Below are 12738 nucleotides of genomic sequence, written 5' to 3'. Positions count from 1 at the left end.
GCAGCACGTTGCGCGGTTATGTCGCTTGCGTCTCGCAGCGGTCATGCGCCAGAAAGGCTTGCAAATCTTTGGTTAAGTCCTGTTCGAAACGGCGGTCAGTCAGATCAAGCCCTGCGATGCGGTCAAATCGAAAGGTGCGAAAGCCGCGCCTGAGTTCGCACCAGCCCGAGAACATCCAGCCATCGGTCAGGTTCCAGATTGCAAGCGGGCGCACGCTGCGATTTGAGCGCTGGCCCGCGCCGTCGCTATACAGCATCTGCACAATCCGCCGCTCGCGGATCGCCTTGCGCAGCACAACCGCTTGCGAAGGTGCGCCCGTGCTGCGCCGCAAGGAGAAATAGGGCGCATCGGCCAGCTTTCGTGCCGTTGGATCGGGCATATTGGCCTGAAGCATCGCCCGCACTTCGCGTGCCGCCGAGGCCAGCGCCGGATCGTCGAGGCTTTCCGCGAAGGACAGGCCAACCGCCAAAGCCTCGACTTGCTCAAAAGTGAAGGTCACGTTGGGCAGATCGAAACCGGGCCGCAGCAGATAGCCTACGCCCGCCTCGCCTTCAATCGGCAGGCCAGAGGCCTGAAGATGGGCGATGTCGCGGTAGATCGTGCGGATGTTGACCTCGAAGGTTGTGGCCAGATCGCAGGCGCGGCTGATACCGCGGGTGCGCAGTTCATTCACCAGCCGGAAAAGTCGTTCTGCCCTGCGCATCGGTTCTCACTAAGTCGTGGGTCTGGGTCATGGTTCTGCGATTTTGCGGCAAAATTACCTTCAAGATAAGCGCTTATTTCTCGGTTGTGCAGGATTGCCAAACGCCCCTCAGTCCGGGCTACAGGGGCGTTTGCGGTTTTGTCAGGTGGCGGCGGTGGCCTCGATCTCGATCATCAGCGGTGGCAGCGCCAAGCGGGTGACGCCCAGCAGGGTCATCGGGGGGGCTGCACCAAGCGGGCCCATACGCGCACCAAGCAGGTCGAAGTTTTGTAGGGCGGCGTCCACGTCGGTGGTGAAAATCGTCAGTCGGGTGATATCGGCAAGGCTCATTTCGGCGGCGTTCAGCACGGTTTCAAGGTTATTTAGCGCGAGTGCAAACTGGCTGCGCATGTCTTGTGGGTGTTGCGGGGTGCCGCTGGCATCCACGGCGGTCTGGCCGGCGCAAGTCAGCAAGCGGCTGCTGCCTTGCAGGATTTCGGCTTGGTTATAGCCCAGCTTCAATGACCACGGCCAAGGGTTAACGGGGGTTCTTTGCATTGGTTTTGCCTTTTCATGCGTGTTTTGGTGCCCCCCTTAATGCACAGGCCTGCTGACAGCGTGGTGTCAGCAGTGATCAGGGCCAAGACTGTTCGGCCTGCCGCCAGCTGCTTGATCAGCCAAACACAGGACGGCTGCCCCTTTCGCCCGTGCTGGCACCGTGTCAAATTGCGCTGAACAGGGGGTGCGAATGACCGAATTTTTCATGGCGGCGGATGGGGCGAAGCTGGCTTATGCCGATGAGGGCGCAGGGGTGCCCGTGCTGTGTCTGGCTGGGTTGACGCGCACGATGGCGGATTTCGACTATCTGCGGCCACATTTGCCGCCTGTGCGGTTGATCCGAATGGATTATCGCGGGCGCGGGGCCAGTGACTGGACCGGGGCTGCGACGTATACCGTTTTGCAAGAGGCGCAGGATGCTTTGGCTTTGCTCGATCATCTTGGGGTGTCGCGCGCGGCGGTTTTGGGGACATCTCGGGGCGGGTTGATCGGGATGTTGCTGGCGGTTTTGGCGAAGGATCGGCTGCTGGGGTTGTGCTTGAATGACGTGGGGCCAGTGATTGAGCGCAAGGGATTGGAGCGGATTTTCGATTATGTCGGGCGCAATCCGTTTGTGAAAACCCATGCGGCTTTGGCCGAGAAGTTGCCGGGGGCGATGCCGGGGTTTGTGGTCTCGGCTGCGCGGTGGGCGGAGGAGGCGCGGTTGCATTACACCGAGGGGCCGGAGGGGTTGCGGATTACCTATGACCCGGCGTTGCGCGAGAGTTTTCTGGCGGGATTTGAGGGGCCAGCGGTGGATGCCTGGCCGTTGTTTGACGCTTGCGCCGGATTGCCTTTGGCGCTGATCCGGGGGGCGAACTCGGATTTGTTGTCGGAGGCGACCGTGGCCGAGATGCAAAAGCGGCGGCCGGATATGATGTTTGGGCAGGTGCCGGACCGGGCGCATATTCCGTTTCTGGATGAGCCGGAAAGTTTGGCGGTGATCGGGGCGTTTTTGGCGGCTTGCGGCGTGAAGGTGGGCGGATGAATATTGAGATGATCCGGGCGGCGGCGCGACGGCTTGAGGGCCATGCGCGGGTGACGCCGTTGCTGAATGCGCCATTGTTGGACCGCATTGCCGGTCGGCGGGTGGTGGTGAAGGCGGAGTGTCTGCAATGGACTGGCAGCTTTAAGTATCGCGGCGGTTGGGCGGCGGTGTCGGCTTTGCGCGACGCCAAGGGGGTGATTGCGTTTTCCTCGGGCAATCATGCGCAGGGGGTGGCACTGGCGGCAGCCCAGCATGGTTTGGCGGCGGTGATTGTGATGCCAGCGAATGCGCCTGCGGTGAAGATTGAAAATACGCGGGCTTATGGCGCGGAGGTGGTTCTTTATGATCGCGAGACTGAGGACCGGGATGCGATTGGGGCAAGGCTGGCGGCGGAACGCGGCTTGGTTTTGGTGCGGCCCTATGATGAGCCCGAGGTGATTGCCGGGCAAGGCTCGGTGGGGCTGGAGATTGTGGCGCAGTTTGAGGCTGGCTTTGGCGGTGAGGCCGCGGTGTTGACCTGTTGCGGCGGCGGCGGGCTGACATCTGGGGTGGCGCTGGCCTGCGAGGGGCGATTTCGGGTGCGGACCTGCGAGCCTGCGGAGTTTGACGATGTGGCGCGGAGTTTGGCGGCTGGCGCGCGGCTGCGCAATGCGGCGCTGGCGGGGTCGGTGTGCGATGCGATTGTGACGCCTATACCGGGGGAGATCACCTTTCCGATCATGCAGCGCTTGTGTGGGCCGGGGTTGGTGGTCAGCGATGACGAGGCGCTCAGGGCGATGGTGCTGGCGTTTCAGCATCTGCGGATCGTGTTGGAGCCGGGTGGGGCGGTGGCTTTGGCCGCTGCTTTGTTCCGCGAGGGGCTGCCGGATACGGTGATTGCGGTGGCTTCGGGCGGCAATGTCGATCCGGCGGTGTTTCGGGGCGCGATGGAGCGATTTGGCTGATGGCTTTGGTCTATCTCGACGATATTCGGCTGAATGCGGAGGTGTCGGGGCCTGTGGGCGGGCCTGCGGTGGTGCTGTTGCACGCTTTGGGGACTGAGCTTGCGATCTGGGATGAGGTGGTGCCGTTATTGCCCGCTGGCTGCCGGATTTTGCGGTTTGATCAGCGCGGGCATGGGCTGTCGGATGTGCCAGAGCCGCCCTATGCGATGGGGGCGCTGATCCGCGATGCCGAGCGGATGATGGGGCATTTCGGGATGCGGGATGCGGTTGTCGTTGGGTTGTCGTTGGGCGGGTTGGTGGCGCAGGGGCTGGCTGTGAAGCGGCTGGATCTTGTGCGCGGGATGGTGCTGTCGAATACAGCGGCAAAGATCGGCTCGGCCGAGATGTGGGATGCGCGGGTGGCTTCTGTGCAGGCGGATGGGTTGACGGACTATGCAACGGGGGCGATGCAGCGGATGTTTGGCCGCAAGTGGCAGGATGTGCCGGGGATGCCTCGGGTGCGGGCGATGCTGGAGGCGATGGACCCGCGCGGTTGGGTTGGCTGTGCGAGTGCCATTGCGGGGACGGATTTTTATACGCCAACGGCGGGGCTGACCCTGCCGACTTTGGCGATTGCCGGGGCGCTGGATGGCACAACGCCACCAGATTTGGTGCGTGAGACTGCGGATTTGATTTTGGGCAGCAGGCTTCATTTGATCCGGGGGGCCGGGCATTTGCCGATGGTCGAAAAGCCGGAGGAATATGCGGCGGCTGTGGGGGAGTTTTTGCGCGCGATTGGGCAGGTTTGAGATGGGTTGAGATGTTGGAATGGGGGCCAGCCCGCACACCCCCGGAGTATTTGTGCCAAGATGAAAGCAAATTTTAACCAAATTGTCGGGGATTTGCGTTATGTCGGCGGCTTGGCTTTAACGAGGTCTTCATGTTTGCGCGTGCTAATCTGAGTTTGCTGTTCATCCTGTTTACCGTTGCGCTCGACGCGATCGGGATCGGGCTGATCTTTCCGGTGATGCCGGATCTGATGGAGGATGTAACGCACGCGGGGCTTGGGGAGGCGGCGCTGTGGGGCGGGGTTTTGGCGGCCTCATTCGCGGTGATGCAGTTTCTGTGCGGGCCTTTGGTGGGCAATCTCTCGGACCGGTATGGGCGCCGACCCGTGTTGTTGGTGTCACTGGCGGTGATGGCACTGGATTACGTTGTGATGGCTTTGGCGCAGACGGTTTGGTTGCTGTTGGCCGCACGGATCGTGGCGGGGGTCGCGGCGGCGACGCATGCGACAGCCAATGCTTATGTCGCGGATATCTCAACCCCGGATGAACGGGCGAAGCGATTTGGGCTGATCGGGGCGGGATTTGGCATTGGCTTTGTGGCGGGGCCGATGCTGGGCGGGTCGCTGGCGGGGATTGATGTGCGCGCACCGTTTTGGGCGGCGGCGGGGTTGGCGTTTGCCAATCTGGTGTTTGGCTGGTTTGTGATGCCGGAGAGTTTGAGTTTGGAGAAGCGGCGCGGGTTCTCGCTGGCGCGCGCCAATCCTTTGGCGTCCTTGCACGCAATCCGGCGCTTGCCGGGGTTGCAGCGGCTGTTGCTGGTGGTGTTCCTTTATGCGGTGACGTTCAATGTCTGGCCTGCGATCTGGGCCTATTACGGCAAGGCTGCGTTTGGCTGGAACGCGCAATGGATCGGCTTTGGTTTGGCTGCGTTTGGGGTTTGCATGGCGCTGACGCAGGCTTTGCTGCTGGGCCCGATGATCCGCCGCATTGGTGAGCGTCGCACGGCGGCGGTGGGCATGGGGCTGGAGGTGGTGTCTTACGGGTTTTACGGCTTTGCCACCTCGGGGTTTTGGGCGCTGGTGTTCACGCCGATTGCGGCTTTGGGTGGGGTGACGGGGCCAAGTTTGCAGGCGATGATGTCGCGCGCGGTCCCGGAAAATCAGCAGGGCGAGTTGCAGGGGGTGAATTCCTCGCTGAACGCTTTGGCGATGATCATCTCGCCTTTGGTGATGACGTGGGTGTTTGGGCTTTTCACTTCGGCTTCTGCGCCGATCTATCTTCCGGGTGCGCCGTTTCTGTTGTCTGCGACAATTATGGTCGCAGTTGTGATACTGTTTGTCGCGGGGACGCGCGAAACCTCCCGGCCCTGAATTAGCCTGAGCCAAACAGGGGGTGCTTTATGAAGCTGCGCGATCTTGAGATTTTCACTGTGGCACCACCAAGCCCCGGCTGGGGCGGGCGGTATTGGACGTTTGTCAAGCTGACCACAGATAACGGCATTGTCGGCTATGGCGAGTGCTATGCCTCAACCGTTGGCCCGCGCGCGATGGGGGCGGTGATTGAGGATGTGTTCGAGCGGCATATGCTGGGCGAGAACCCCGAGAATATCGAGTTGATGTATCGGCGCGCTTATTCTTCAGGCTTCACGCAGCGGCCTGATCCTACGGTAATGGGGGCGTTTTCGGGGTTGGAGATTGCCTGTTGGGATATCTTGGGCAAAGCTCGGGATCGTCCGGTTTGGGCGCTGCTCGGCGGGATGATGAATGAAAAGGTGCGGTCGTATACCTATCTTTATCCTGAAGCTGGCGAGATCCCTGCCGATTTTTGGGTGAACCCGGATATGGCCGCCGAGGCTGCGGCGCGTTGTGTGAAACAGGGGTTCACTGCCGTTAAGTTTGATCCGGCTGGCCCCTATACCATTCGCGGCGGGCATGAGCCTGCGATGTCGGATATTTCGCGATCCGTTGAATTCTGTAAGAAAATTCGGGAAGCGGTGGGCGATAAGGCTGATCTGTTGTTCGGCACGCATGGGCAATTCACCACGCCGGGGGCGATCCGGTTGGGGGTGGCGATTGAGCCGTATAATCCGCTGTGGTATGAAGAACCGATCCCGCCGGATAACCTTGCCGAGTTCGCCGAAGTGGCGCGGTCGGTGCGGGTGCCCCTCGCCACCGGGGAGCGGTTGACGACGAAGGCCGAGTTTGGCGCGCTGCTGCGCCATGGCGGGGTGAAGATTTTGCAACCCGCGCTGGGACGGGTTGGCGGCATCTGGGAGGCCAAGAAGATCGCCGCGATGGCCGAGGTTTATAACGCCGAGATGGCACCGCATTTATATGCGGGCCCGGTGGAATGGGCGGCGAATGTGCATTTCGCGGTGTCGATCCCGAATATCCTGATGGCCGAGACGATCCAGACCGGCGGCGAATTTCATCTGAAGCTGATCAAGAACAGCTTGAAGTGGGAGGATGGCTATATCCTGCCGCCGACGGCTCCGGGTTTGGGGATCGAGTTCGATGAGGATGTCGCACGAGCGCATCCTTACACCGGGACAAGCCTGCATTTGCAGATGCAGGAAGCGCCTTGTGATTATCGTCATGGCAATAGATTTGAAGGCGGCGCGCCTGCACCGACTTTGGACTAAAACGGGTTGCTGCTGCCGAGGACGCGGCGCTTATGGCGCGCGCCGCGTTTTTTCCCAGCTGGGAATGACTTGTGTTTTCGCAGAAATTTATCACCGAAATCCACAATATGTTGTGGTAAAATCTGTAAGTAGATAAAATTGTATCTAATTTTGCCTGATACGACCTGCTCAGAACATAGCTTTGCTGCTGTTTTTGCGCCCGATGATCCAGATGTAAGTCGCTTGGGCGCGCAAGTGGCTCTGATGTGGCGGGGCCACGATTTTTCTTAAAAATCGGCTGTTGGGGGTGGGGGTTTTCGCGTAAAACACAGCACCCCATAAGGATTTGAACATGACCGATTTTCTGTTGCTGGCTTTCATCTTTCTTGTCGCTGGGGTGTTTGCGGTGCCGATTGCGGCGCGGTTGGGCTTGGGCTCGGTGCTGGGCTATCTGATCGCGGGAATTTTGATCAGCCCGGTTTTGGCTGTTTTGCAGGTGGATCTGGTCTCGATCCAGCATTTCGGCGAGTTCGGCGTGGTGATGATGCTGTTTCTGGTCGGGCTGGAGTTGGAGCCGAAAAACCTGTGGGAAATGCGGGCGCGGCTGTTGGGTTTGGGCGGTGGGCAGGTGGCCTTGACCGTGATGGCGGTGATGGCGGTGGCGATGGCGGTCGGGCTGGTTTGGTCGGTGGCTTTGGCGGTCAGGCTGGTTTTTTCGCTGTCTTCCACCGCGATTGTTTTGCAAAGCTTGGGCGAAAAGGGCTTGATGAAAAGCGATGCGGGCCAAGCCAGTTTCGCGGTATTGTTGACGCAGGATATCGCTGTGATCCCGATGCTGGCGCTGATCCCGCTGCTGGCCTTGCCGGAATTGCAGGGCAGTCATAGTGTCACCGATCATGCCGAAGCTTTCACCTTGGTGGCGGGGATGAACGGTTGGCAGGTGGCGCTGGTCAATGTCGCGGCAGTCATCGGTGTGGTGCTGGGCGGCAGTTATCTGACGCGGCCAGTGTTCCAGTTTGTGGCCTCGGCGCAGTTGCATGAGTTGTTCACCGCGACGGCGTTGATGATGGTGATTGGCATTGCCTTGCTGATGACGCTGGTGGGGTTGTCGCCGGCATTGGGGACATTTTTGGCGGGCGTGGTGTTGGCCAATTCTGAGTATCGGCATGAGTTGGAATCCGACATCAACCCGTTCAAGGCGCTGCTGTTGGGGCTGTTCTTCATGACCGTCGGCGCGGGGGTGAATTTTGCGCTGCTGTGGGACAATTTAGGGCAGATTTTGGCGCTGACGCTTGGGCTGATCGCGGTGAAGGTGCTGGTTTTGCTGGTGCTGGGGCGGATCTTCAAATTGGCTGCGGCGGATAAGTGGCTGTTCGGGCTGGCCTTGGCGCAGGCGGGCGAGTTCGGCTTTGTGCTGATCTCGCTGATGGTATCCTCTGCCGTGTTGCCGCCTGAGATTGCCGATAAGTTGCTGCTGATCGTGGCTTTGTCGATGCTGCTGACGCCGGGGCTATTCATCTTTTACGACAAGGTCATCGCCCCCCGCTTTGCCGAAACAGGTGAGCGGGCGGCGGATGAAATCACTGATCCAAGCCATATCATCATTGCGGGCTGCGGGCGTGTGGGCGGTTTGGTCAACCGCATGCTGCGGGCGGCGGGGTATCATACCACGGTGATCGACTTCAGCAGCAAGCAGTTGGAAATGATGTCTAAATTTGGCATCAAGGCATATTTCGGCGATGCCTCACGCCCTGATATGCTACATTCGGCGGGGATAGCCGAGGCGAAACTTCTGGTGATTGCGATTGATGACCGCGACCAGATCACCGAAATGGTGCGCCATGCGGTGGCGGCTTATCCGAACCTGCATGTGATCGCGCGGGCGGTTGATCGTAACCATGTTTATGATCTGTGGGCGGCGGGCTGCCGCGATATTATCCGCGAAACCTATGACAGCTCGATCCGCATGGGGCGTTCGGCGTTCGAGGTTTTGGGGGCTACCCCCGAGCAGGCCGAAGCGATGCGGCAGGTCTATCATGTGGCGGATCAGAAAATCATGCGCGCGATGGCCGATCATTATGATCCGAAGATTCCAAACTTTGAAAACGCGGCTTATGTGGCGCGGGCGCGGGAGTTGAGTGCTCAGGTAGAGCAGAAACTGATCGTGAAATTCGCCGAGATTCTGGGCAAACCCGCGTTTGAAACACTTTTGCCGGGTGCCGAGCGTGGTGGGCTGGAAGAACGATCGGAACCGCCCTTGGAAAATGTAGAAGCAGAGAAAGTTTCCGGCTAAACCCCGTTCAACCAAGCTGCGACAAAAGCTGTGCCAAGGCTTTGGGATCGGTTGACGCTTGGGTTTCGGCCAGTTCGGCGTGAAGCTTGTCATGCTCGGCGCGCCACAGTGGGGCCGCTTGCCCGACAAGAACCCGCCCGGCCTCGGTCAGCACCGGGCGACGGGCGCGGGCGTCGGTTTGATCGGGGACAAGCTGGAGCAAGCCGCGTTTCTCAAGGGTTTTCGCGGCGGCCGTCATGGTGGTGGCATCCATCGCCAGAAATTCTGCGAGTTCGCCCAAGCGCGGTTGCCATTGGCCGCTGAGGGCCACCAGCATCGAGAATTGGCCGTTGGTCAGGCCCAAAGGCGCGAACAGGCGGTCAAATCGGCGCGCCAACTTGCGGGCCGCGCGTTGGGCGGCAAGGCACAGGCATTGGTCGTGGATTTGCAGCACGGTTTCGATGGGGAGGCTTGATTTTTGCATTTTATATTGATATCAAACTAAATGGAGCGAGGCAAGCGGCGGGTTGTCGCAGGAGGCTAACATGGCAGATTCAGGATATCGCTGGGTGATCGTGGCCGCAGGCGGGGTGATGGGGTGCGTGGCGATGGGGGCGTTGTTCTCGCTGCCGGTGTTGCTGACGCCGATGGTCGCGGCGACGGGCTGGTCGCGGACGGGCATATCAGCGGCGATGACCTTTGCGTTCTTGTCGATGGCGGCGATGGCAATGGTTTGGGGAGCGCTGTCGGATCGGTTTGGCGCTAGGCCCGTGGTGATGGCGGGGGCGGCTTTGTTCTCGGTCAGTTTGTGGCTGGCGGGTCATGCGCCGTCTTTGCTGGCATTTCAGTTGATTTTCGGCGTGCTGGTCGGTGGCTCGGTGGCGGCGTTTTTCGCACCGATGATGGCGACGGTGACGGGGTGGTTTAGCACGCAACGGTCGTTGGCGGTGTCGCTGGTGTCGGCGGGGATGGGGATGGCTCCGGTGACGATGTCGCCTTTGGCCGCGTGGCTGGTGCAGAGTTACGATTGGCGCATGGTGCTGATGATCCTGGCGGGGGTGGTGGCGGGGGTGACTTTGCCGCTGGCGTTGCTGTTGAAGCGGCCTCCGGTGCAGGAATTCGTGCAGGGCGTGGATGCGCCGGATACAGCGATGACGGTGCGGGGGGCGGTGCGCTCGCCGCAGTTCATCGTGCTGGTTTTGACGAATTTCTTTTGCTGCGCCACCCATTCCGGGCCGATTTTTCACACCGTCAGCTATGCCGAGATTTGCGGCATTGCGGCGCTGGCAGCGGTGTCGATTTACTCGGTCGAAGGCATCGCGGGGATGTTCGGGCGGATTGGTTTTGGCGTGATGGGGGATCGCTTTGGCGCGAAACGCGTGCTGGTGGCGGGGCTGTTGGTGCAGGCGTTCGGCGCGCTGGGGTATTTCTTTGCCCGCGATTTGGGGCAATTTTACGCGATAGCGGCGCTGTTTGGCTTCATTTATGCCGGGATCATGCCGCTGTATTCCGTGCTGGTGCGCGAGAATTTTCCGATGAAGATGATGGGGACGATCATGGGCGGCACCGGGATGGCGGGCAGTTTGGGGATGGCGACGGGGCCAGTGCTGGGCGGTTGGATTTTTGACCGGACGGGCAGTTATGGCGGGCTTTACATCACCTGTTTCGCATTGGGGCTGGCGGCTTTTGCGGTGGCGATGACGTTCCGGCCTTTTGCGCGCGGGGGTGAGGTGGTTATGGCTTGAATTTGGCGGGAGCTTTGCACCTGCCAAGGCGGAGCGTTTCAACCCGAACCCCGGTGGCCAAAGCCACCGGACAGCGCCTGCCCTGCCCTGCCCATGGCAGGCGCTTCTCGCCCGCCAGGTCAGGCGCTGTCCTCTGTCGTGATGGTTGATGCGGTTTACCGAGGCGTTTCGACTTGGCCGGGGCAAACTCTCCACTGGAGAGTTTGCTATTCCCGACCAGACCCAACTTGCTACACCTCAACACCGCCTTTGACACCGGTGATGTAGCTGACGATGTCGTTGCCATCGGTTTCATCGCGTCGCAGGGAGGCGACGATACGACCGCGACGGAACACCACGATGCGGTCCACCAGATCGAAGACTTGCCGCAGGTTGTGCGACACAAGGATCAGCGGCACGCCGCGGGCTTTCAGGCCACGGATGATATTTTCCACCTGAGCGGTTTCCTGCACGCCCAGCGCCGCCGTCGGTTCGTCCATGATCACCAGTTTTGACGCAAACGCCGCCGTGCGGGCGATAGATACGCATTGGCGCTGGCCGCCCGACATGTTGCGGATCGGGTTATCGACATTAGGGATTTTAACGGCGGTGGTCTTCAAAGCCTCCAGAGTTTTCTCGCGCATCGCCTTGCGGTCGAGGATTGAGAACGGGCCAAGTTTCAGCTTGAACAACTCACGGCCCAGAAAGAGGTTGGACGGCACGTCGAGGTCATCGGCCAAGGCGAGGGTTTGGAACACGGTTTCAATGCCGGACTCGCGGGCCTGTAGGGGGCCAGCGAAATTCACGGGCTGGCCGTCGAAAATTACGTCGCCGGCGCTGCGTTGCTCCACGGCGGTGATCTGGCGCACGAAGGTGGATTTGCCGGCACCGTTGTCGCCGACCACAGCCACATGTTCACCGTGGCGCAGGTTGAAATTGGCGTCTTCCAGCGCGTGCACGCCGCCGTAGCGTTTGGTGAGGCCACGGGCTTCCAGGATAAATTCGCTCATGCCCGTGCCCCCCGGCTTTTTTGCCGCCATTGATCCAGCACAACCGCGCCGACGATGATCGCGCCTTTTACCATTTCTTGGTAATAGGCGTCGAGTTTCAGGAAGGTGAAGCCCGAGATGATCACCCCGAAAATCAGCGCGCCAATCACCGTGCCGATGATCGAGCCGCGCCCGCCTTGCAGGGATATGCCGCCGATCACCGCCATGGCGATGGCGTCGAGTTCATACATCACCCCCATGTTCGCCTGCGCGGTCTGGCCTTTCGACGACACCACGATGGCGGCAATCGAGGCCAGCATGGCCGCGATGACATAGACCAGCACCTTGTGGCGATCGACGTTGATGCCGGACATCCGGGTGGCTTGTTCATTAGACCCAATGGCATAGGAGTGTTTGCCATATTTGGTATAGGTCATGATCAGATGGAACAGCACGGCCAAGGCGATGAAGATAAACACCGGGCGCATCCCGGAACCGATGGCGTTATAGCTTTCGGTGGGGAAGGAAATCGGGTTGCCGGTGGACCACCAACGCGCGAAACCTCGGGCCGAGACCATCATGCCGAGGGTGGCGATGAAGGGCGGGATTTTGGTATAGGCGATCAATGCGCCGTTGATCAGGCCCGCGATCAGGCCGCAGGTTAGTCCGACAAGAATAGGAATGAGGATCGGCAAATCCATTGCCCAATCGCCAAAGATCGCCTTCGGGTTGGGGTTGCCGTTGACCAAAGCGGTTTGCGCGAAACTCATCGCGACCATGGCGGTGGCGCCAACGACCGAGCCGGAGGACAGATCAATGCCGCCGGTGATGATCACTTGCGTCACACCAATGGCGATGATGCCGACGGTGGCGACTTGCAGGATGATGATCGACAGGCGTTGGGTGTTGAACAGGCCCGTGGTGCCCTCGCGGGTGTTGAACAAAAAGCTTTCGCCGATGATCAGGCGGCCAAGCACTTCAAACGCCGCGACGATGATCAGGAACGCGATGAACACGTTCAACTCTTGCGGGCGGGCTTTCTTCGATGGATCGTATTTCAGGCCACCAAGGCCATGCGCAGGCTCTGCCACGGGCTTCTCTCCCCAATTTGTCAGATGAAAACTATCCCCCGCGTTTCCCGGCGCGGATGCGGAC

12 protein-coding genes are annotated in these 12738 nt (G+C 60.4%); 7 read left to right on the top strand and 5 right to left on the bottom strand.

The features are described 5' to 3' along the window. Positions 1–16 precede the first annotated feature (16 nt). On the bottom strand, positions 17–703 hold the full coding sequence (locus ACP7AP_RS17315; protein ID WP_426036046.1) for a helix-turn-helix transcriptional regulator: 687 nt from the start codon (positions 701–703) through the stop codon (positions 17–19). Positions 704–844: 141 nt separating this feature from the next. Next, entirely contained in the window at positions 845–1240 is a 396-nt protein-coding gene (locus ACP7AP_RS17310) for a RidA family protein (RefSeq protein WP_426036044.1), read from the bottom strand. A gap of 190 nt (positions 1241–1430) precedes the next feature. Here ACP7AP_RS17310 and ACP7AP_RS17305 point away from each other — a divergent pair, with 190 nt between their 5' ends. The 6 genes from ACP7AP_RS17305 to ACP7AP_RS17280 all read left to right on the top strand — a co-directional run bounded on the left by ACP7AP_RS17305 (position 1431) and on the right by ACP7AP_RS17280 (position 8891). Continuing rightward, positions 1431–2267, top strand: coding sequence for an alpha/beta fold hydrolase (locus ACP7AP_RS17305; RefSeq protein ID WP_426036042.1), 837 nt, complete (start codon positions 1431–1433; stop codon positions 2265–2267). After that, positions 2264–3211 (top strand): threonine ammonia-lyase, encoded by a 948-nt coding sequence (locus ACP7AP_RS17300; RefSeq protein ID WP_426036040.1) that lies wholly within the window; start codon positions 2264–2266, stop codon positions 3209–3211. Before ACP7AP_RS17305 ends, ACP7AP_RS17300 begins: the two co-directional genes overlap by 4 nt. Then, the gene (pcaD, locus tag ACP7AP_RS17295) at positions 3211–3999 is read left to right on the top strand and encodes a 3-oxoadipate enol-lactonase (protein WP_426036038.1); all 789 of its coding nucleotides are present in this window, start codon (positions 3211–3213) and stop codon (positions 3997–3999) included. The genes ACP7AP_RS17300 and pcaD overlap by 1 nt, the downstream gene beginning before the upstream one ends. A gap of 131 nt (positions 4000–4130) precedes the next feature. Beyond that, the gene (locus tag ACP7AP_RS17290; protein WP_426036036.1) at positions 4131–5348 is read left to right on the top strand and encodes a TCR/Tet family MFS transporter; all 1218 of its coding nucleotides are present in this window, start codon (positions 4131–4133) and stop codon (positions 5346–5348) included. Positions 5349–5377: 29 nt separating this feature from the next. Then, on the top strand, positions 5378–6619 hold the full coding sequence (locus ACP7AP_RS17285; RefSeq protein WP_426036034.1) for a mandelate racemase/muconate lactonizing enzyme family protein: 1242 nt from the start codon (positions 5378–5380) through the stop codon (positions 6617–6619). A 331-nt stretch (positions 6620–6950) separates the two neighbouring features. Next, the gene (locus ACP7AP_RS17280; RefSeq protein WP_426036032.1) at positions 6951–8891 is read left to right on the top strand and encodes a cation:proton antiporter; all 1941 of its coding nucleotides are present in this window, start codon (positions 6951–6953) and stop codon (positions 8889–8891) included. Positions 8892–8898: 7 nt separating this feature from the next. Here ACP7AP_RS17280 and ACP7AP_RS17275 read toward each other — a convergent pair whose 3' ends face one another. Beyond that, positions 8899–9354: a MarR family winged helix-turn-helix transcriptional regulator gene (locus ACP7AP_RS17275; protein ID WP_426036030.1), complete on the bottom strand. Its 456-nt coding sequence runs from the start codon at positions 9352–9354 to the stop codon at positions 8899–8901. Positions 9355–9415: 61 nt separating this feature from the next. Between ACP7AP_RS17275 and ACP7AP_RS17270 the strand changes: the two genes are divergently transcribed. Continuing rightward, complete coding sequence (locus ACP7AP_RS17270) at positions 9416–10615, top strand: MFS transporter (protein ID WP_426036028.1); 1200 nt, start codon at positions 9416–9418, stop codon at positions 10613–10615. Positions 10616–10845: 230 nt separating this feature from the next. Here ACP7AP_RS17270 and ACP7AP_RS17265 read toward each other — a convergent pair whose 3' ends face one another. Together ACP7AP_RS17265 and ACP7AP_RS17260 are read right to left on the bottom strand one after the other, a co-directional pair. Continuing rightward, entirely contained in the window at positions 10846–11604 is a 759-nt protein-coding gene (locus ACP7AP_RS17265) for an ATP-binding cassette domain-containing protein (RefSeq protein WP_426036026.1), read from the bottom strand. Then, positions 11601–12674, bottom strand: a complete 1074-nt coding sequence (locus ACP7AP_RS17260) for an ABC transporter permease (protein ID WP_426036024.1) — start codon at positions 12672–12674, stop codon at positions 11601–11603. Before ACP7AP_RS17260 ends, ACP7AP_RS17265 begins: the two co-directional genes overlap by 4 nt. Positions 12675–12738 lie beyond the last annotated feature (64 nt).

Origin of the sequence: Cypionkella sp. TWP1-2-1b2 (assembly GCF_049896245.1) — a bacterium.
Classification (GTDB): domain Bacteria; phylum Pseudomonadota; class Alphaproteobacteria; order Rhodobacterales; family Rhodobacteraceae; genus Cypionkella.
Note: the sequence above shows the minus strand (reverse complement) of the source record. Positions and strands in the feature narration are given on the sequence as shown.